Annotated in this window: 17 protein-coding genes and 2 tRNA genes; 7 read left to right on the top strand and 12 right to left on the bottom strand. The window is 68.1% G+C overall.

Annotated features, from left to right (window positions below):
- Positions 1 to 17 precede the first annotated feature (17 nt).
- Complete coding sequence (locus OMP43_RS14260) at positions 18 to 731, top strand: TonB-dependent receptor (RefSeq protein WP_280280191.1); 714 nt, start codon at positions 18 to 20, stop codon at positions 729 to 731.
- On the opposite strand, the gene OMP43_RS14255 is transcribed toward OMP43_RS14260, so the two are convergent.
- Both OMP43_RS14255 and OMP43_RS14250 read right to left on the bottom strand, forming a co-directional pair.
- Positions 728 to 1,627 (bottom strand): PhzF family phenazine biosynthesis protein, encoded by a 900-nt coding sequence (locus OMP43_RS14255; protein ID WP_280280190.1) that lies wholly within the window; start codon positions 1,625 to 1,627, stop codon positions 728 to 730. The two genes, OMP43_RS14260 and OMP43_RS14255, sit on opposite strands and share 4 nt — an antisense overlap.
- Before the next feature lie 25 nt (positions 1,628 to 1,652).
- On the bottom strand, positions 1,653 to 2,054 hold the full coding sequence (locus OMP43_RS14250) for a hypothetical protein (protein WP_280280189.1): 402 nt from the start codon (positions 2,052 to 2,054) through the stop codon (positions 1,653 to 1,655).
- A 142-nt stretch (positions 2,055 to 2,196) separates the two neighbouring features.
- Here OMP43_RS14250 and OMP43_RS14245 point away from each other — a divergent pair, with 142 nt between their 5' ends.
- Positions 2,197 to 2,934: a pentapeptide repeat-containing protein gene (locus OMP43_RS14245; protein ID WP_280280188.1), complete on the top strand. Its 738-nt coding sequence runs from the start codon at positions 2,197 to 2,199 to the stop codon at positions 2,932 to 2,934.
- Between the two features lie 8 nt (positions 2,935 to 2,942).
- On the opposite strand, the gene OMP43_RS14240 is transcribed toward OMP43_RS14245, so the two are convergent.
- The 5 genes from OMP43_RS14240 to OMP43_RS14220 all read right to left on the bottom strand — a co-directional run bounded on the left by OMP43_RS14240 (position 2,943) and on the right by OMP43_RS14220 (position 9,904).
- A complete protein-coding gene (locus OMP43_RS14240) occupies positions 2,943 to 3,833 on the bottom strand; it encodes an acyl-CoA thioesterase II (protein WP_280280187.1) in 891 nt (296 codons plus the stop codon).
- Between the two features lie 120 nt (positions 3,834 to 3,953).
- On the bottom strand, positions 3,954 to 5,060 hold the full coding sequence (locus OMP43_RS14235; RefSeq protein WP_280280186.1) for an acyl-CoA dehydrogenase family protein: 1,107 nt from the start codon (positions 5,058 to 5,060) through the stop codon (positions 3,954 to 3,956).
- 96 nt (positions 5,061 to 5,156) lie between these two features.
- On the bottom strand, positions 5,157 to 6,314 hold the full coding sequence (locus tag OMP43_RS14230; RefSeq protein ID WP_280280185.1) for an acyl-CoA dehydrogenase family protein: 1,158 nt from the start codon (positions 6,312 to 6,314) through the stop codon (positions 5,157 to 5,159).
- A gap of 111 nt (positions 6,315 to 6,425) precedes the next feature.
- The gene (locus tag OMP43_RS14225) at positions 6,426 to 8,453 is read right to left on the bottom strand and encodes a 3-hydroxyacyl-CoA dehydrogenase NAD-binding domain-containing protein (RefSeq protein ID WP_280280184.1); all 2,028 of its coding nucleotides are present in this window, start codon (positions 8,451 to 8,453) and stop codon (positions 6,426 to 6,428) included.
- A 227-nt stretch (positions 8,454 to 8,680) separates the two neighbouring features.
- Positions 8,681 to 9,904 carry a serine hydrolase domain-containing protein gene (locus tag OMP43_RS14220; RefSeq protein WP_280280183.1) on the bottom strand — a complete coding sequence of 408 codons (1,224 nt, stop codon included), beginning with the start codon at positions 9,902 to 9,904 and terminating at the stop codon, positions 8,681 to 8,683.
- Between the two features lie 217 nt (positions 9,905 to 10,121).
- Here OMP43_RS14220 and OMP43_RS14215 point away from each other — a divergent pair, with 217 nt between their 5' ends.
- Both OMP43_RS14215 and OMP43_RS14210 read left to right on the top strand, forming a co-directional pair.
- The gene (locus OMP43_RS14215) at positions 10,122 to 11,825 is read left to right on the top strand and encodes a class I adenylate-forming enzyme family protein (protein ID WP_280280235.1); all 1,704 of its coding nucleotides are present in this window, start codon (positions 10,122 to 10,124) and stop codon (positions 11,823 to 11,825) included.
- A gap of 64 nt (positions 11,826 to 11,889) precedes the next feature.
- On the top strand, positions 11,890 to 13,026 hold the full coding sequence (locus OMP43_RS14210) for a beta-eliminating lyase-related protein (RefSeq protein ID WP_280280182.1): 1,137 nt from the start codon (positions 11,890 to 11,892) through the stop codon (positions 13,024 to 13,026).
- Positions 13,027 to 13,126: 100 nt separating this feature from the next.
- On the opposite strand, the gene OMP43_RS14205 is transcribed toward OMP43_RS14210, so the two are convergent.
- A complete protein-coding gene (locus tag OMP43_RS14205) occupies positions 13,127 to 14,617 on the bottom strand; it encodes a glycerol kinase (protein WP_280280181.1) in 1,491 nt (496 codons plus the stop codon).
- Positions 14,618 to 14,891: 274 nt separating this feature from the next.
- Between OMP43_RS14205 and OMP43_RS14200 the strand changes: the two genes are divergently transcribed.
- The 3 genes from OMP43_RS14200 to OMP43_RS14190 all read left to right on the top strand — a co-directional run bounded on the left by OMP43_RS14200 (position 14,892) and on the right by OMP43_RS14190 (position 16,317).
- Complete coding sequence (locus OMP43_RS14200) at positions 14,892 to 16,028, top strand: AI-2E family transporter (protein ID WP_086130073.1); 1,137 nt, start codon at positions 14,892 to 14,894, stop codon at positions 16,026 to 16,028.
- A gap of 46 nt (positions 16,029 to 16,074) precedes the next feature.
- Positions 16,075 to 16,151, top strand: a tRNA-Asp gene (locus OMP43_RS14195).
- 89 nt (positions 16,152 to 16,240) lie between these two features.
- Positions 16,241 to 16,317, top strand: a tRNA-Asp gene (locus OMP43_RS14190).
- 245 nt (positions 16,318 to 16,562) lie between these two features.
- Here OMP43_RS14190 and OMP43_RS14185 read toward each other — a convergent pair.
- The 4 genes from OMP43_RS14185 to OMP43_RS14170 form a co-directional block, all read right to left on the bottom strand.
- Positions 16,563 to 16,790: a DUF2842 domain-containing protein gene (locus OMP43_RS14185; RefSeq protein WP_280280180.1), complete on the bottom strand. Its 228-nt coding sequence runs from the start codon at positions 16,788 to 16,790 to the stop codon at positions 16,563 to 16,565.
- Positions 16,772 to 17,323 carry a 5-formyltetrahydrofolate cyclo-ligase gene (locus OMP43_RS14180; protein WP_280280179.1) on the bottom strand — a complete coding sequence of 184 codons (552 nt, stop codon included), beginning with the start codon at positions 17,321 to 17,323 and terminating at the stop codon, positions 16,772 to 16,774. Before OMP43_RS14180 ends, OMP43_RS14185 begins: the two co-directional genes overlap by 19 nt.
- A 313-nt stretch (positions 17,324 to 17,636) precedes the next feature.
- Positions 17,637 to 17,939 carry a cell division protein ZapA gene (locus tag OMP43_RS14175; protein ID WP_280280178.1) on the bottom strand — a complete coding sequence of 101 codons (303 nt, stop codon included), beginning with the start codon at positions 17,937 to 17,939 and terminating at the stop codon, positions 17,637 to 17,639.
- Complete coding sequence (locus OMP43_RS14170) at positions 17,939 to 18,124, bottom strand: hypothetical protein (RefSeq protein WP_086129626.1); 186 nt, start codon at positions 18,122 to 18,124, stop codon at positions 17,939 to 17,941. Before OMP43_RS14170 ends, OMP43_RS14175 begins: the two co-directional genes overlap by 1 nt.
- Positions 18,125 to 18,238: the final 114 nt, after the last annotated feature.

Raw genomic sequence — 18,238 nt, 5'->3', positions numbered from 1 at the left:
ACGGAGGGAGAGCGGGCATGAAATGGCTGTTGGCGGCATTTTCACTGATATCGGTCGCGCCGGCGTTCGCGCAGCAGGCGGTCCCAGCGACGAGCGCGCAGGAGATCGTGGTTACCGGCTCGCGGCGCGAGGCGGACGATTATTCGGATACCATGCCGATCATCACTCTGCGCCGCACCGCGGATTTCGCGGTGCAGGAAGTCAGGGTGGCCGGCGACACGCGCGAGGCGGGCAAGCGGCGCGAGGAGATCTACGCGATGATCCGCGGCGCGATCGACCTGGCCGCCGCCCATGGTGTGGAGCTGGCGACCGGCGAATATGTCGTCGAGCCGCTGACGGTGGCCAATTACCGGAACCTCCCCTTGTCGAACGACGGGCGGCCTGACACCGACAAGACCGTGTTCCTGGTCAAGACGCGCCTCGCGCCCGGTGTTGATGCCAAGACCGCGCTCGACCGGATCACGCGCTTCCTGAAGGCAGTGCCCAGCGTCGGCCGGGCGGAGATGACCGAGAAGGGGGATCTCACCCTGTCGGTGGTCAATCCCGACCAGTATCGCCCGCAGATCATCGGGCTGATCGCCGCCGATGCCGAGGCGACGGCAGCGAAGTTCGGCACCGGCTATGGCGTGGAGGTGCGTGGGCTGGACCGGCCGGTGGAATGGGCGCGGGCCAGCCTGACCGAGGTGTTCCTGTATCTGCCCAGCGCCTATGTGGTGCGGCCCAGGAACTAGAGTTCGACGCTGCCGTTGAACACCGGCACGCAGCGGCCGGCGACGCTGGCGCGGATGCCTTCGGGCGCGCGCCAGGCGCGGACGACGAGGTTGCTGGGGCGACCCATCTCGACGCCCTGGCGCACGTCGAAGCGCGCCGTTTCCGCCTCGCCGAGCGACAGCAGCAGCGCGCCGAGCGTGGCGTTGGCGCTCCCGGTGGCGGGGTCCTCCCAGGTGCCGGTGAGCGGGGAGAACATGCGGGCGCGGATGCGGTTATCTTCGCGGGCATAGAGGAAGATCGACAGGCGCGCGGCGCTGTCGCGCTCGGCATCGGCGAGGCGCTGATAGGCAGCGATATCGGGCCGGGCGAGGCCGAGCGCTTCCTCGGCCACTTCGACGAAGACGAAATCCACGCCCAGGCTGGCGCGGATGGGGGCATGGGTGGTGGTGACCAGATCCGTCACATCGAGACCGAGACAGGCGGCGGTGCCGTCCGCCGGGAGCGTGCCGAGCAGCTGGAGCGGCTGGGGCGCGTCGATCTCGGCGCCGAGCGGGCCGCCCCTGTCGTCGCGGGCGATGCGGACCTCGACCAGCCCGGCGATCTCCTCGAAGCGGAGCGTGTCGCCGGCATCGGGGCGCAGGCCCGCGAGGACGAAGCCGGTGCCGACATTGGGATGGCCGGCAAAGGGCATCTCGGCGGTGCGATGGAAGATGCGGACGCGCGCGGTGTTGGCCGGATCGGCGGGAGGCAGGACGAAGGTGGTCTCGCTATAGTTCATCTCGGCGGCGAGAGCCTGCATCTCGGCGTCGGTCATGCCCCGGGCATCGGTGAACACGGCGAGCGGATTGCCGCCGAAGCGAGTCTCGGTGAACACGTCCAGAGTGACATAGGCGAAGCGGCGCGCGGCGGTTTCCATGCTCCGCCCTCTAATGCTTCCCGGCTCAGGCGCAATTGGGATCGGCGACGGGATTGCCGGTGGCGCGGAACAGGCCGTCCTTGCCCTGCGTCACTTCGATCGGCTTCACGCTGAAATAGCTGCCGCCGTTCAGCGCGCGATCGAGGATGCAGAGCTTCATCGCCTTGTCGCCGCGATCGAGGATGCTGACGCGAAAGGTCCAGCTCTTGTCGGCGGCGTCGAGCACCGCGGCATTGCCGTCGCGGGCCACGCTGGTGAAGCCATAATCGGCGAAGGTGCGCAGCCCCTCCTTGCGGCGTGGGCCGGTCGAATTGGGGAAGGACGTGATGTCGAGCTTGGTGGCGACCGCGACGGGATCGGCGGCGTCGGCGGTGACCAGCGCCAGATCCTGCGCGAACCATGCCGCCAGCACCATGCCGATCGCCATCTTCCCGAACTCCCGCCTTGATGTCCCCGCCGCCAACGCCCGGCTGGAACTGGACGTTCCGGCGGCGAGGGGGCAGGCGGGCGCATGTTCTTGATATGTTCGTAGAAAGCAGCTAGCGCGGCCGGGCGAGGGAGGAGCTGGCATGGCAATCGAGGCGGGCGGCGTGGCGCATGGCGAGGATCTGTCCGCCGGCGAATTCGGCGATGCCGATCTCGCGGGCGCGCGGTTCGAGAATTGCGTGCTGCGCGTTGTCCAGCTGACCGGGACCTGCCTGCAGGACGCGCGGTTCCGCGATTGCCGGATCATCCGCTGCCGCTTCGCCAATGCCGATCTGCGCGACGCCAGGTTCGAGAATTGCAGCTTCGCCGACGATGCGGGGCATGCCGGCGTGCAGTTCGCTTTCTCCCAGCTCGACCAGGTGGCGTTCGAGCGCTGCGACCTCTCCTTCGCCAGGATCGAGCGATCGAGCCTCCATGCCGGCGCGCTCAGGGGCTGCAACCTGCGGGGCGCCGTCTTCCACAAGGTGGATTTCGGCCATGCGCTGGGGCGCCGGCTGGTGAAATGGGCCGGCGTGATCGCCGATTGCAACCTGGAGCTCGCCGACCTGAGCGAGCTGCGCATGCCCGATTGCACGCTGACCGGCTCGCGCCTCCGCGAGGCGCTGCTGTTCGATGCCGAGCTGGAGGGCGCCGATCTGCGCGGCTGCGACTTCACCAATGCCCAACTCGCCGGCGCGAAGCTGGCGCGGGCCGATCTGCGCGGAGGCGAGCTGGCCGGGATGGTGCTGCGGGAGCTCGGCAGCGTCGAGGGGATGATGGTCTCCGCCGACCAGCAATTCGCGCTGCTGACGGCGCTGGGCCTGGACGTCCACCCGGATTAGGCGGGGGCCTAGTCCTTGACGCGGACCAGCCCCTCCTGCGCCACGCTCGCGACGAGGCGGCCGTCGCGCGCATAGATGCGGCCGCGGTTGAAGCCGCGCGCATGGCCGGCCCAGGGGCTGTCGGTGGTGTAGAGCAGCCATTCGTCGAAGCGGAACGGCTCGTGCAGCCACACGGCATGGTCGAGGCTGGCGGTCTGCACGCCGCCGTTCATCCAGCTGACGCCATGCGGGAGCATGCAGGTGCCGAGCAGCGTCATGTCGGTGGCATAGGTGAGCATCGCGCGGTGGAGCGCGGGATCGTCGGGCAGGGGGGCGACGACGCGGAACCAGCTGTGCTGGACGGGCTCGCTCTTCACCGGCTTGAACCAGTTGCGCGGATTGACCGGGCGGATCTCGATCGGCCGCGCGCGCAGGAAGAAGCGGCGGAACTTCTCGGGCACCTCGTCGCGGATCGCCTCGCGCAGGTCGCGCTCGGAGACGAGGCTGTCCGGATCGGGCACGTCGGGCATGTCGAACTGGTGGTGCAGGCCCTCGGCAGGGAGCTGGAAGCTCGCGGTCATGTTGAGGATCGGCTGGCCGCCCTGCATCGCGATGATCCGGCGATTGGCGAAGCTGCGCCCGTCGAAATCGCGCACGACCCGGTAGATGATCGGGTGGTTCTCGTCGCCGGGCCGCATGAAATAGGCGTGGAGCGAATGGGCGAGCTTGTCGTCCTCGACCGAGCGCTGCGCGGCCTGGAGCGCCTGGGCGACCACCTGGCCGCCGAACACGCGGCCGACGCCGCCGGGCTGGCGCGGACCGCGATAGAGATCGGTGTCGATCCGCTCGACGTCGAGCAGCTGGGTGAGCTGGCCGACCAGGGCGGCGGGCTCGGTGGCGCGTTCGGGAGTGTCAGTCATTCGCGCATACTCCGTCATCCCCGCAAAGGCGGGGATCCTGGGTAACGGAGCGACGCCCCTTGCGACTCTGGATCGCCGCCTGCGCGGGGACGACGAACGGGAAGGAAATGCGGCCTGCCATCAATATCCCGCCGCTTCCGCCAGCGCGTTCGCATGGAAGTTGCTGTCACCGAACATCTCGGCGAGCACGCGGGCGCGCTTCATGAAGAAGCCGATGTCATATTCGTCGGTCATGCCGATGCCCCCGTGCATCTGGACACCCTCCTGCACGGCGAGCGTGGTGGCAAGTCCGGTCATCGCCTTGGCGACCGACACGGCCTCGGCCGCGTCCTGCCCGGCATCAAGCAGCTGCTGGGCCTTGAGCACGGCGGCGCGGGCGACTTCCATCTCGCTATAGAGATGCGCGGCGCGGTGCTGGAGCGCCTGGAAGCTGCCGATGGCCATGCCGAACTGCTTGCGCTCCTTGAGATAATGGACGGTCCGGTCCATCGCGCCGCCGCCGACGCCGACCATCTCGGCCGCGGCGCCGGCGCGGCCCGCGGCGAGCAGGCGGGCAAGCGGGCCGTCCCCCTGGTCGACCTCGCCGATCACGGCATCGGCATCGACTTCCACGCCGTCGAACCGGAGGCGGGCGGCGATGCTGGAATCGGCGAGACGCTCGGGCGTGGCGGTGAGGCCGGCGGCATCCTCGGGGACAGCGAACAGCGTGACGCCGTTCCCGGTTCTTGCCGCGACGAGCAGCAGGTCGGCGACATGGCCGTGCGTCACGAACTGCTTGGTGCCGGTGAGGCGGAAGCCGTTGCCCGCGCGCTCGGCCTGCATCGCGATCCTGCCGTCGTGCTTGGGCCCCTCGTCGATCGCCAGGGCCGCGACGGTCTCGCCGGCGAGGATGCCGGGATACCAGGTTCGGGCGGCGGCAGTGCCCTTCAGCGCTTCGACGGCGGCGACGGCGGTGGCGAGGAAGGGCGAGGGCGACAGGTTGCGGCCGATCTCCTCGAGCACCACGCCCGCCTCGACATGGCCGAGGCCGAGGCCGCCTTCGCTCTCGGGAATCAGGATGCCGGTGAAGCCCATTTCGGCGAACTGCTTCCAAAGCGCGCGGGAAAAGCCGGTGGCGTCCTCGGCGTCGCGCAGCGCGCGCATGTGGCTGACCGGAGCTTCCGAGGCGACGAAATCCCTCGCGGTGTCGCGGAGCATGGTCTGGTCGTCATTGAGGTAGAGGGGCATTTTGCTTCTCTTTCGTCATCCCCGCGAAGGCGGGGATCCAGGGTAACCGAGCGAGACGCCTGTGGCGCTGGATCCCCGCCTTTGCGGGGATGACGGTTACGAAGGGAGGTCGAGGATCCGCTTGGCGATGATGTTGAGCTGGATCTCGCTCGTCCCGCCCTCGATCGAATTGGCCTTGGTGCGCAGCCAGGTGCGGGCCGCGGCGCCCTGATGGCTGGCCTCGCTCTCCCATTCGAGCGCGTCCGAGCCGCCCGCCGCCATTTCGAGCTCGTGGCGGGCCTTGTTCAGCTCGGTGCCGTAATATTTCATCATCGAGGGCTGGGCGGGATGCGCCTGGCCGGCCTTCAGCTCGTCGATGAACTTCTCGGACATCGCGGTGAATGCCTTGGAGCGAACCTGGAACAACGCGATCTGCGCGCGCAGGATCGGATCGACGCCCTTGCGCGCCGCCTCGACCAGCGGATCCTTGCCGGCACCGCCCAGGCCGAAGCCCGAGATCATCTCGCGCTCATGGCCGAGCAGATATTTGGCGACGTCCCAGCCCTTGTTCAGCTCGCCGAGCAGATTGGCCTTGGGTACCTCGACATTGTCGAAGAAGGTCTCGCAAAAGGGCGAGTTGCCGCTGATCAGCAGGATCGGCCTGGTCGAGACGCCGGGCGAGGCCATGTCGAACAACAGGAAGCTGATGCCGGCCTGCTTGACGGTCTTGTCGGTGCGGACGAGGCAGAAGATCCAGTCGGCCTTGTCGGCATAGCTGGTCCACACCTTCTGGCCGTTGACCAGGAAATGATCGCCCTTGTCCTCGGCGCTGGTCTGCAGCCCGGCGAGGTCCGAGCCGGCGTTCGGCTCCGAATAGCCCTGGCACCAGCGGATCTCGCCGCGCGCGATCCTGGGCAGATGCTCGAGCTTCTGCTCCTCGGTGCCATATTTCAGCAGCGCCGGCCCGAGCATCGAGATGCCGAACGAATTGAGCGGATTGCGCGCCTTGATCGCCTTCAGCTCCTCGCGGAGGATCTTGGTCTCGGCCGGCGAGAGCCCGCCGCCGCCATAGGCCTTGGGCCAATCGGGGACGGTCCAGCCGCGCGACGCCATGCGATCGAGCCAGACCTTCTGGTCCGGATGCGCATAATGGGGATTGCGCCCGCCCCAGGTGGTTTCCTTTTCCGACTTGGGCGGGGTGCGCATCTCGGCCGGGCAGTTTTCCTCCAGCCAGGCGCGGGTTTCGGCGCGGAATTGGTCGAGTGCTTCGGTCATCCTCAGATCCTTCTCCCTCTCTCCGCCTGTGGGGAGAGGGATGGGGCAGCCTTGCGTTGCGACTGCCCCTTTCCCCGACCCTCTCCCCCGACGGGGGAGAGGGAGCTTGGGTTACTTGTTGAACTTTTCGCCCTTCTCCGCCTTTTCGCGGAGCAGCGGGGCGACTTCGAAGCCGTATTTCTCGAGGCCCTCGACGATCTTCTTGAGGCCCTCGGTGTCGGCCCAGAACATCGGGCCGCCGCGATACGGGGGCCAGCCATAGCCATAGACCCACACCACATCGATGTCGCTGGCGCGCTGGGCCATCTTCTCGGCGAGGATCAGCGCGCCTTCATTGACCATGGTATAGAGCGTGCGGACGACGATCTCCTCCTCGGTGATCTCGTGCTGCGGCACGCCCAGCTTCTCGCGCCACTCGGCGATCAGCTCGGCGACGCGGGGGCTGTTCGAGGGAGTGCGCTTCTCGTCATAATCGTAGAAGCCGGCGCTCTTCTTCTGGCCCCAGCGGCCCTCGGCGGCGAGCGCGTCGCGGATATTCTCGATCCGGTTCGGGTCGCGGTGCCAGCCGATGTCGACACCGGCGAGATCGGCCATCTGGAACGGGCCCATCGGCATGCCGAAGGCGACATGGACCTTGTCGATCTGCTCGGGCGTGGCGCCTTCGAGCAGCATCTTGTTGGCCTCGACCTGGCGCGGCATCAGCATGCGGTTGCCGATGAAGCCGTAGCAGACGCCGGCGATGACGGCGACCTTCCTGATCTTCTTCGACACGGCCATGGCAGTGGCCAGCACGTCGTCGGCGGTCTTGGCGCCGCGGACGATCTCGAGCAGCTTCATCACGTTCGCCGGCGAGAAGAAGTGCAGGCCGAGCACGTCCTGCGGACGGCTGGTCACGGCGGCGATCTCGTCGATGTTCAGATAGCTGGTGTTCGAGGCGAGGATGGCGCCCGGCTTGGCGATCTTGTCGAGCTTGCCGAAGATGTCCTTCTTGACGTCCATATTCTCATAGACGGCCTCGATGATCAGGTCGCACTCGCCGAGCGCGTCGAAATCGAGCGTCGGGTTGAGCAGACCCATCGCGCCTTCCACCTGCTCGGCGGTCATGCGGCCCTTGGCGGCGGTCGCCTCGTAATTCTTGCGGATCACGCCGGTGCCGCGATCGAGCGCTTCCTGCGCCATCTCGACGATGGTCACCGGCACGCCCGCCGACAGGAAGTTCATCGAGATGCCGCCGCCCATCGTGCCTGCGCCGATCACGCCGACGCGCTTGATGTCGCGGAGCGCGATGTCCTCGGCGATGCCGTCGATCTTGGCGGCCTTGCGCTCGGCGAAGAAGATGTGGCGCAGCGCGGCGGACTGGGTGCCCATGATCAGCTTCATGAAGCCCATGCGCTCGGCCTGGACGCCCTCGGCATAGGGCTTGCCGGCGGTCTGCTCGATCAGGTCCATGATCGTGTTCGGCGCGTCCATGCCACGGAAGCGCTTGGCGTTCTTGGCACGGAATGCCTCGAACACGGCCGGATCGACGGTGACCGGACGCTCGGACGAGCGCGAGACCGGCTTGCCGATCACTTCCTGCGCGAAGGCGACGGCATCGGCGACGAGATTGCCCTCGGTCGCGAGACGGTCGACCAGGCCGGCGGCCCTGGCCTGCTCGGCCGAGATCGGATCGCCCTTGGTCGCCATTTCGAGCGCGACCTCGACGCCCGCGACGCGCGGCATGCGCTGGGTGCCGCCGGCGCCGGGCAGGATGCCGAGTTTGACCTCGGGCAGGCCGAACTTCGCCGAGGGCACGGCGATGCGATAGTGCGAGGCGAGGGCGACTTCGCAGCCGCCGCCGAGCGCGGTGCCATGGACGGCGGCGATCACCGGCTTGTCGAGCGCCTCGATCTCATCGACCAGCACCGGGAGCGAGGGCTCCTGCATCGGCTTGCCGAATTCGGTGATGTCGGCCCCGGCGAAGAAGGTCTTGCCGGCGCAGGTGATCACGACGGCCTTGATGCCGTCGTCGCCCTTGGCTTCCTGGATGCCGGCCTGGATGCCCTGGCGGACCGCCGCGCCGAGCGCGTTCACCGGCGGATTGTCCGAAGTGATGATCAGGACGTCGCCCTGGCGGGTGGTGGTGATGGGGGAGGTCATTTTGGTCTCCAGTTTATTGGTTCACGCGTGGGCGCGAGGACGTGAAGAAGGAAGGTTTTGGTTCGCGCAGAGGCGCGGAGGACGCAGAGGCTGTCTTTGCCGAAAAGGTTGGCGCCGCGTCAGCGGCGGGAAAGGCGACGAGGCAGAAAGTGGACTGCCGCTGACGCGGCGCGCAACTTCTCTGCGCTCTCTGCGCCTCTGCGCGAACAATCTCTTTGTCCATACCATCAGTCGTTCAATGCCGAATAGATCAGCGTCTTCAGCTCGCGCCGGATCGGGTAGAGCATGGACGGGGAAAGCTGCGTCATGAAGACCATCGAGAGCCGCTCGACGGGATCGATGAAGAAGGACGTCGAGAACATCCCGCCCCAATAATATTCGCCGGCCGAGCCGGGGATCATCGCCTTGGCCGGATCCATGGTGATCGCGAAGCCCAGGCCGAAGCCGGTGCCGGCATTGGTCGTCTCGCTGAACAGCGACTGCGACATGGCGTGGAGGTCCGAGCCGCCGGGCAGGTGGTTGGCCGTCATCAGGTCGACCGTCTTGCGGCTGACCAGGCGGGTGCCCGCCAGCTCCCCCTTGTTCAGGAAGAAGGTGCAGAAGCGGTGATAGTCGAGCGACGTCGAGACCAGGCCGCCGCCACCGGAGACGAGGCGCGGCTCGCGCGACCAGGCGCTCTCGGCGCCGCGATCGTACATCACCCGGCCCTTGCCCTGCACCATCGTCCAGCAATCGGCGAGGCGGTCGATCTTGTCGGCGGGGACGGTGAAGCCGGTGTCGTGCATGCCGAGGGGCGCGAAGATGCGCTGGCGGAAGAAGTCGCCGAGCTTCATGCCCGAGACGCGCTCGACCACCGCGCCGAGCACGTCCGTGGACACCGAATAGTTCCACTCGCTGCCCGGCGAGAATTCCAGCGGGATCCGGCCGAGCGCCGCGATGAAGCCGTCAAGGTCGAGATTGCCGTGCCAGTCCTCGATCCTGCCGGCGCGATAGGCGGCATCGACATTGGTGCGATTCTGGAAGCTGTAGGTGAAGCCGGAGGTGTGGCGGAGCAGGTCCACCATCCGCATCGGCTCCTCGGTGGGCGTGGTCTGGAACGGCACCTTGTCGCCGCCGGCCTTGAACACGCCGAGCGCCTTCAGCTCGGGAAGGATGTGGTGGACGGGGGTGTCGAGGCCGACCAGCCCCTCCTCGACCAGCATCATGAAGGCCAGGCTGGTGACCGGCTTGGTCATCGAGGCGATGCGGAAGAGCGTGGCCTCGTCCACCGGCGCGCCGCCCTCGCGGGCCGGGCCCTGGTGCGAGAAATGCACGATCTCGCCGCCGCGCGCGATCAGCAGCTGGGCGTGCGGGAGCTTGCCCGAGTCGAGATAGCGAGCCTTCAGATACGGATCGATCCGTGCCAGCCGGGCCGCGTCGAAACCCTGGTTTTCGGGCTTGGCAAGTTTCATGCGGCTGGCATACCTCTCATTCGAAACCGGTGACTCGCATCTTCTCGGGGATGCGCTTCCCCTATTGCCTTGAGCGCGCGATGAATCAACACTAACGTTGTTTACGGTACGGCATCCGGTGCCAAACCCAACATTCTAGAAACAGAACGCGCATAGACTGGAGAGAATCGCCTTGGCCCCCGAACCGATCGTTCCGCTCGACCCCAATTGGCCGGCGATGTCGCTGGCGCAGGTGAAGGCCGCGCTAACCGCGCCGGGCGCGCGCTTCGAGATGGAGGACGCGGAGATCCGCGGCGTGCCGACCCGGGTCTGGAAGAACGCCCCGCCCACGCTCGGCGTGCTCCAGCAGCTGGTGCGCCTCTATGGCGACCGCGTCTTCACCATCTACGAGGATGAGCGGGTCACCTATGACGCGAACTATCGCGCGGTCTGCCACCTGGCGCAGCGGCTGACCGAGATGGGCGTGCGGAAGGGCGACCGGGTGGCGCTGGCGATGCGCAACCTGCCGGAATGGCCGACCATCTTCTTCGCGGTGACGAGCCTGGGCGCGATCATCGTGCCGCTCAATGCATGGTGGACCGGCGGCGAGCTCGAATATGGGCTGAAGGATTCGGGCGCGAAGGTGCTGTTCGTCGATGCCGAGCGGCATGCGCGGCTGAAGGACTGCTATGCGCATCTGCCCGAGCTGGAGCGCGTGGTGGTGAGCCGCTGCGACGAGGAACTGGGCGGCAATGCCAGCCGCCTCGAAGTGCTGATCGGCACGCGGAGCGACTGGGCCGGCCTGCCCGACATTCCCTTTCCGCAAGTGGCGGTCTCGCCCGAGGACGATGCGACGATCTTCTACACCAGCGGCACCACGGGCAGTCCCAAGGGCGCGTTGGGCACGCACCGCAACATCTGCACCAACATCCTGTCGAGCGGATACAGCGCGGCGCGGGCGATGCTGCGGCGGGGCGAGATGCCGCCTGCGGTGATCCCGCACAAGGTGGGCCTGCTGGTGATCCCGCTGTTCCACGTCACCGCGTGCAGCGCCGCGCTGATGACCGGCATCGCGACCGGGCAGACCATATTGTTCATGCGCCGCTGGGACGCCGAGCAGGCGATGGGCCTGATCGAGCGCGAGAAGGTGACCTTCACCGGTGGCGTGCCGACGATCGCCTGGCAGCTGCTCGAGCATCCGGCGCGGGAAAAATACGACCTCTCCAGCCTGGAGGCGATCTCCTATGGCGGCGCGCCCTCCGCGCCCGAGCTGGTGAAGCGCATCTATGAGGAATTCGGCGCGCTGCCCGGCAATGGCTGGGGCATGACCGAGACGATGGCGACGGTGACCCAGCATAGCGGCGAGGATTATCTGACCCGGCCGACCAGCGCCGGCCAGCCGGTGGCGACCGCGGACCTCAAGATCATGACGGTCGAGGGCGACCGGGAGCTTCCCGTGGGAGAAGTGGGCGAGCTCTGGGCCAAGGGGCCGATGATCGTGAAGGGCTATTGGGGCAAGCCCGAGGCCACCGCCGAGACCTTCATCGACGGCTGGGTGCGCACCGGCGACCTGGCCAGGCTCGACGAGGAGGGCTTCCTCTACATCGTCGACCGGGCCAAGGACATCGTGATCCGCGGCGGCGAGAACATCTATTCGAGCGAAGTGGAGGATGTGCTCTACGCCTTCCCCGGCGTGATGGACGCGGCGCTGATCGGGGTGCCGCACAAGACGCTGGGCGAGGAGCCGGTGGCGGTGGTCCATATGGCGCCGGGCACCGGCGCGACCGAGGCGGAGCTCCAGGGCTTCGTCCGCGAGCGGCTGGCGGCGTTCAAGGTGCCGGTGCAGGTGCGCTTCGTGGCCGACACGCTGCCGCGCAACGCCAATGGCAAGATCCTGAAGAAGGACCTGCGGGCGTTGTTCGTCGGAGAGGCCGCGGCCTGAGTCGCAAAGGCGCTGGCGGAGGGAGCGGCGCGCGCTAGGATCGGCATCCGAAGGGAGACTCCCGATGCATTCCGATCGCCGCGCGTTCCTGGGGCTCGCCGCCACCGCCATGGCCCTGCCGCCACTGGCCCGGGCGGCGGGGTGGCAAGCGGCACCGGCCTTTCCGCCGGTCGATGCGCGCAGCGTCTGGCTGGTCGGGGACTCCGCGCCGCCCGATCCCGCCGCCATGTCGGCGCGGCTGGCGGAGCTGGCGGGCGGCGGTTCGGTGCGCGACGGCTATCTGAACGGCGGCGCGGTCGAGGCGCTGGAAAAGGCCTTTGCGGCCCATCTCGGCAAGGAGGCCTGCGCTTTCTTCCCGACGGGCACGCTGGCCAACAATGTCGCGCTGCGGGTGCTGTGCGGGGACGCGCCGCATGCGCTCTGCCAATATGACAGCCATCTCTACCGCGACGAGAGCAACATGGCGCAGCGGCTGGCGGGCATCAACCTGGTGCCGCTGGCGGCGGGGCGGGTGGCGCCGACCCGGGACGAGCTGGTTGCGGCGTTCGATGCCGCCGAGAAGGGCCCCTATGCGCTCAAGGTGGGCGCGATCTCGCTGGAGAGTCCGGTGCGGCGGCTGGACGGGCAGCTGATCCCGCCGGAGCGCATCGCGGAGATCGCCGCGCTGGCGGCGGCGCACGGCACGCGGATGCACCTCGACGCGGCCCGGCTGCTGCTCGCGCCGCCCAAGCTCGACCGCAAGGCCTATGTGGCGCCGTTCGAGACGGTCTATGTCTCGCTCTACAAATATCTCGGCGCCCCGTTCGGCGCGGTGCTGGCCGGGCCGGCGGCGGTGATCGCCAGGGCGAGGGAGTGGCGGCACCTCTATGGCGGGCTGATCTATCAGGGCTGGGCACCGGCCCTGCTGGCGCTCGACGGGCTGCAGCGCCTGCCCGAGAGCATCGCCAGGGCGCATGGCGCGGCCGGTGCGCTGTTCGCGGCGCTGGAGAAGAGCGGCAAGGTGAAGCGCGCGCCGAACCCGGATGCGTCGAACATCTACCGGCTGGAGATGCCGCAGGCGCTGGCCGAGGCCGCGTTCGAGCGCGGGCGCGTTGCCGGCGTGCGGATCGGGCGGTGGGAGAAGGGGTCGATCCCGTTCTTCGTCAACGAGACGCTGCTGCGGCGCCCGGTGGAGGAATATGTGCGGGTGTTTCTGGGGTAGGGGGCTCTCGCATTTGCGCCCCCCGCCAATCCCTTCGGCACTCCGGCGAAAGCGAGGCCCATCTCCCGCGAGGGCAGCAGGTAAGGCGGTATGTTACAGGCTAGTCCGGGAGATGGGTTCCCGCTTTCGCGGGAGTGACGACCGAGGTCACGGCACTTCTCCAGCCCGCCAGCCGAGTGGCACGGGCATCGCCATCCAGCCCCGGCTCGAACGTAAGCCCCGCGCCGCGCATCTTCGTCGCGTCCTCGATCCCATGGAACATCCCGCAGCCGATGCCGGCGAGCATCGCGGCCCCCAGCGCGGTGGTCTCGGCGAAGTCGGGGCGATCCACGGGAATCGCGAGGATGTCGGCCAGGTCCTGGGCGATCCAGTCGTTGGTGACCATGCCGCCGTCGATGCGCAGCCGCGACCAGTCCGCGCCATCGGCGGCGAAGGCGGCCTTCAGGTCGTGGCTCTGGTGCGCCATCGCCTCCAGCGCGGCGCGGACGATGTGCGCGCGGGTCGCGGCGAAGCTGAGGCCAGAGATCGCGGCGCGCGCTTCCGGTTCCCACCAGGGCGCGCCGAGGCCGCTGAGCGCCGGGACGAGATACACGCCGCCATTGTCCTTGACCGAGCGGGCCAGCGCCTCGGTCTCCTGCGCCGTCTCGATCAGCTTCACCGAATCGCGCAGCCACTGGACCAGGCTGCCGGCGACGAACACCGAACCCTCGATCGCATAGGTCCGCCGCCCGCCCAATTGCCAGAGCACGGTGGCGAGCAGCCGGTTCCTGGAGGAGGGCGGGGTGCCGCCGGCGTTGGTCAGCACGAAGGCGCCGGTGCCATAGGTCGCCTTGGTGTCGCCGCGCTCGATACAGGCCTGCCCAATCGTCGCGGCCTGCTGGTCGCCGGCCAGGCCGCAAATGGGGATCTCGCCGCCGAACAATCTGGTGGTGCCGAACCTGCCCGCGCAATCGACGATCTCCGGCAGCGCGTCGCGCGGGGCGGAGAACATGTCGAGCAGCCCGTCGCTCCACCCGCCGGAGCCGAGCCCCATCAGCAGCGTGCGCGAGGCGTTGGTCGCGTCGGTGACGTGCAGGCCGCCGGTGAGCTTCCACACCAGCCAGCTCTCGACCGTGCCGATGGCGAGGCGATCGCCGACGCCCTTCAGCTGCGGCCAGTTGCGCATTGCCCAGGCGATCTTGGTGCCGGAGAAATAGGGATCGAGCAGCAGCCCGGTGCGCGCCTGGACGCCGGCTTCCTCGCCGGCTTCGCGCCAGGCCCGGCACATCGCGGCCGAGCGGCGATCCTGCCAGACGATGGCCGGCGCAAGCGGCTCGCCGGTGGTCTTGTCCCAGAAGACGATCGTCTCGCGCTGGTTGGTGATGCCGATCGCGGCGATCGCCTGCGGGCCGCCGGCCTGCTGCACCATGGCCATCGCGCATTCGAGCGAGCGCCGCCAGATCTCATTCGCATCATGCTCGACCAGGCCGGGCCCCGGATAATGCTGGGTAAGGTCGGCGCTGTGGCTGCCCAGGCACTTGCCCGACGGCGCGAACAGCATCGCGCGGGTGGAGGTGGTGCCCTCGTCGATGACCAGGATGTTCTCGCCCATGCGGCAAGGCTAGCGCAGCCGTTACGGGCGCGAAAGCCCGGCACCGTCATTCCCGCGGAGGCGGCGATCCGGCGTTTCCCGCCGAGCCGCCCGGATCCAGGGGGGCTGCCTTCACGGGGATGACGAAGGAGGGGGGACGCGCTAGGGTCTGCCGCGAAAGGGAAGGGCAGAAGTGAGCGATCGACCCGGCAGCATCGGCGGCGAACCCCTGGACGACGGCCTGCCGTCGGGACCGGCAAGGGCACCCTTGCTCGGGCCATCGAGCCAGGAAAGCATGGGCGACGGCCAGAAGCGCGACCGGCTGATGGCGGCGCTGGCGCTGATGGCGGGGATCGGCCTGTTGCTGGCGCTGCCCTTCGCGCTGCAGGCGGGCGCGGTGTTCTTCCTGCCGCTCACCACCGCCCTGGTGATCGCGATCGCGCTGGTGCCGCTGCTCGAATGGCTGGAGCGCCACCGCGTGCCCGCGCCGATCGCGGCGTTCATCTGCGTGCTGCTGTTCCTGATCGCGGCCAATGTCGCGCTGGCCTCGATCGTGGTGCCGGCCTGGCAATGGATCCGCGACCTTCCCGCCAAGATCCCGCAGATCCAGGAGAATCTGAAGCCCCTGATCGAGTTCTACGCGAACCTCGACAGCTTCGTGAACAAGACGGTGATGAACTTCGCCTCGGCGCCGATGAAGCAGCCCGAAGTGATGGCGGCCACGCCGCCGCGCTCGCTGATCGACCTGTTCGCCACTTCCGCGCCATCGGCGCTGGTGGAGATGTTCTTCGCCATCCTCGTCATCTATTTCTTCCTGTCGGGCTGGACCCGGCTGCGCCGCAACGCGATCACCAGCCGGGCGAGCTTCGGCGGCGCGATGGCGACGGCGCGCGTGATCCAGGACGTGGTGGACGATACCTCGGCCTATCTGGGCACGATCACGCTGATCAACCTGACGCTGGGCCTGATCGTCGCGGGCGTGCTCTGGGCGATCGGCATGCCCACGCCGCTGATGTGGGGCGGCATCGTCGCGCTGCTCAACTACATCCCCTATTTCGGGCCGGTGTTCGCCGCGCTGCTGCTGGCCATGGGCGGGCTGATGACCTTTCCGGACCTGGGCTGGGCGTTCGTACCGCCGATCGTGATGATCGCCTGCCACCTGATCGAGGCGAATGTGGTGACGCCGCTGATCGTGGGCCACCGGCTGACGATCAGCCCGATCATGATCCTGATCTCGCTGAGCTTCTGGGGCTGGGTGTGGGGCACCACCGGGGCGCTGCTCGCGGTGCCGCTGCTGATCATCATCCAGACGGTGGTGAACGCGGCGGGCAAGCCGGACATCGCCGGTTTTCTCTTCGAGCACGGGACCTTGGTGAACGATCCTGTGGATAATCGGCCGCTGCGGCGAAAAAGTCGCGACCAATCCGGTTGACACCCCCGAATCTCGCGTCTAGTGCCCGCCTCCTCGCTTCGAGAGAGCGGGTGTAGCTCAGTTGGTTAGAGCGCCGGCCTGTCACGCCGGAGGTCGCGGGTTCGAGCCCCGTCACTCGCGCCATTCCCCATTGCCGGACCGGTAAGGCGCCGCTCGTGCGGAGCCCGGCGGATCGATGCCGTGGCGGCGATGGTCGGTTCTCGTGCACGCATGCGGGTGTAGCTCAGTTGGTTAGAGCGCCGGCCTGTCACGCCGGAGGTCGCGGGTTCGAGCCCCGTCACTCGCGCCATGCGCCGCATGGCATCTTCCAGCAGCATGCGAAGCGCCGACTCGCCAAAGTACCGGAAGCACATGCCGGACGCAGGTTTTCGGCGGCCCTATTTTCCCTATTTTCCCGGAAACGCGGCGCATCTCGTAACATTCTTGCGCACGCATGATCCTATCTTTCCTACAGGTCAAAGAGCGGCAGGCCCCGCGGCCGGCTGTACGGGTTCAGCAGGCGACATCCTACAAAGCAAGGGGCAAGGGCGGCCTTCAGGCGCGGCGCCAGCGCCCCGTTTCCATCCAGCGCAACACCCCGCCGAGCGGCAGGATCCAGACGATGCCGGTCACGACATAGATCGGCAGCTGGGCGAGCACGTGCAGCCGGCCGATCCAGTGCGAGAAGCTCGCCACCAGCACGATCCAAACCAGGATCCAGGCAATTATGCCCAGCGCCCCCGCGGGCTTGCGCCAGCTCGGCGCTATGCTCCCGCGTGCCATGTCATGCCTTTCTCGGTGATTACGGCCTGGAGCGGCACGTCCCAGATGTCGGAGGGGATGGCCGGCACTTCCTGCATCGCCCAGGCCACGCCGACGCGCCAGGCATCGGGATAGCGGGCAAAGGCGCGGTCGTAATGCGCGGCGCCCTGGCCGAGGCGGTTGAGCCGCGCGTCGAAGCCGACGAGCGGCGTCAGGATCACATCGGGCGCGACTTCGGGGCGGTCGGCATGCGGCTGGCGCAGGCCGAACGGACCATCGACCAGCGGTTCTCCCATCTGCCAGGCGAGGAAGCGGATCGGCGCCGCCCGGTCGACGACGAAGGGAAGGGCGAGGGCGCAACCCCTTTCGGCCGCCGCGGCGGCAAGCTGGGTGGGATCGGCTTCGCTGCCGATGGCGACATAGGTGGCGACGATCGCCCCGGGGGCCAGGCGCTCGACGAACGCCTCGGGCGCGAGGATCGCCTCGCTCGCTGCGATGGCGAAGGCGTCACGCTCGGCGCGGAGCTGCGCCCGCAGGGCTAGCTTGTCGATCATGCCACGCTTCTAGGGGAGCGGTGGCGGGACCGCCATGGCCGTTTGCCAGAATATCCACTGACGCCCTTTACGTCAGGTGGGGACCATGTGCAGCGGACCAGGATCCGTACAGGGACAGCCCCCATGGATGATGAATAGCCTCAGGGATAATTGCTATGGCTCGTACCGGGCAGTGCCCGCCACGGCCGGATGTAGGGATTTCGCAGGGCATTCGCAACGGCTCCGCCCAAATTCGTCATCCCGCTCGCCTCTCCGTCACCCCGGCGAAGGCCGGGGCCTCAAGCGATGGCGGGATTGGGGCGAGGGATGGAGGTCAGGCCTCGCCGGCATCCTCTTCGAGCGCCGCGGCCACGGCCTCGAGCCGGTCGGCGATGCGCTCGAGCAGCACGGGCGACACGCCTTCGGGCGGACTGCGCTCGGTCTCGTCGAGCAGATCGGCGAGGATCAGCGCGAGATAGACGAGCGTGCGCTCGGCGTTCAGGCCGCCCGACGCGCGCAGGGCGGTTTCCGCATGGCGCTGCAGGATCGATTCGAGGTGGCGGATATGCGCTTCGTCGCCTTCGCGGGTGGCGACCGAATAGCTGCGGCCGGCGACGGAGATGTCGAGGTCCGCCATCAGTCCTGCTCCGCCCCGGCTTCGCGCGCGATCAGGGCGTCGAGCGAGCTCACCGCATCCTCGATGCGGGCGCGCAGCTTGGCGTGGCGTTGGGTGATCCGTTCGCAGGCATAGGCCCGCGCGGCGGCGGCTTTCTCGATGCGGACGAGGGCCTGTTCGATACGATCGGCGGGCGTACTTGCCATGCCGCAAGCGTTACGCACCCCATCCGAACCTAGCAACCCCTGAATGGTATCGGTTGCAGGGCGCGTTCGACGAGGCGGACCGGAGCCGCGCCGGCTCGAGTCCGCCCGGCATCC

The sequence above is a fragment of the Sphingomonas sp. CBMAI 2297 genome, from assembly GCF_029870595.1.
In the GTDB taxonomy this organism is placed as follows: domain Bacteria; phylum Pseudomonadota; class Alphaproteobacteria; order Sphingomonadales; family Sphingomonadaceae; genus Sphingomonas.
The sequence above is the reverse complement of the archived record's forward strand: the minus strand, read 5'-3'. Positions and strand labels throughout refer to the sequence as shown.

Bases quoted from the DNA above. Each gene is read 5' to 3' on its own strand.
- OMP43_RS14260 (WP_280280191.1), top strand. From the start codon at position 18: ATGAAATGGCTGTTGGCGGCATTTTCACTGATATCGGTCGCGCCGGCG.
- OMP43_RS14255 (WP_280280190.1), bottom strand. From the start codon at position 1,627: ATGGAAACCGCCGCGCGCCGCTTCGCCTATGTCACTCTGGACGTGTTC.
- OMP43_RS14250 (WP_280280189.1), bottom strand. From the start codon at position 2,054: ATGGCGATCGGCATGGTGCTGGCGGCATGGTTCGCGCAGGATCTGGCG.
- OMP43_RS14245 (WP_280280188.1), top strand. From the start codon at position 2,197: ATGGCAATCGAGGCGGGCGGCGTGGCGCATGGCGAGGATCTGTCCGCC.
- OMP43_RS14240 (WP_280280187.1), bottom strand. From the start codon at position 3,833: ATGACTGACACTCCCGAACGCGCCACCGAGCCCGCCGCCCTGGTCGGC.
- OMP43_RS14235 (WP_280280186.1), bottom strand. From the start codon at position 5,060: ATGCCCCTCTACCTCAATGACGACCAGACCATGCTCCGCGACACCGCG.
- OMP43_RS14230 (WP_280280185.1), bottom strand. From the start codon at position 6,314: ATGACCGAAGCACTCGACCAATTCCGCGCCGAAACCCGCGCCTGGCTG.
- OMP43_RS14225 (WP_280280184.1), bottom strand. From the start codon at position 8,453: ATGACCTCCCCCATCACCACCACCCGCCAGGGCGACGTCCTGATCATC.
- OMP43_RS14220 (WP_280280183.1), bottom strand. From the start codon at position 9,904: ATGAAACTTGCCAAGCCCGAAAACCAGGGTTTCGACGCGGCCCGGCTG.
- OMP43_RS14215 (WP_280280235.1), top strand. From the start codon at position 10,122: ATGTCGCTGGCGCAGGTGAAGGCCGCGCTAACCGCGCCGGGCGCGCGC.
- OMP43_RS14210 (WP_280280182.1), top strand. From the start codon at position 11,890: ATGCATTCCGATCGCCGCGCGTTCCTGGGGCTCGCCGCCACCGCCATG.
- OMP43_RS14205 (WP_280280181.1), bottom strand. From the start codon at position 14,617: ATGGGCGAGAACATCCTGGTCATCGACGAGGGCACCACCTCCACCCGC.
- OMP43_RS14200 (WP_086130073.1), top strand. From the start codon at position 14,892: ATGGGCGACGGCCAGAAGCGCGACCGGCTGATGGCGGCGCTGGCGCTG.
- OMP43_RS14185 (WP_280280180.1), bottom strand. From the start codon at position 16,790: ATGGCACGCGGGAGCATAGCGCCGAGCTGGCGCAAGCCCGCGGGGGCG.
- OMP43_RS14180 (WP_280280179.1), bottom strand. From the start codon at position 17,323: ATGATCGACAAGCTAGCCCTGCGGGCGCAGCTCCGCGCCGAGCGTGAC.
- OMP43_RS14175 (WP_280280178.1), bottom strand. From the start codon at position 17,939: ATGGCGGACCTCGACATCTCCGTCGCCGGCCGCAGCTATTCGGTCGCC.
- OMP43_RS14170 (WP_086129626.1), bottom strand. From the start codon at position 18,124: ATGGCAAGTACGCCCGCCGATCGTATCGAACAGGCCCTCGTCCGCATC.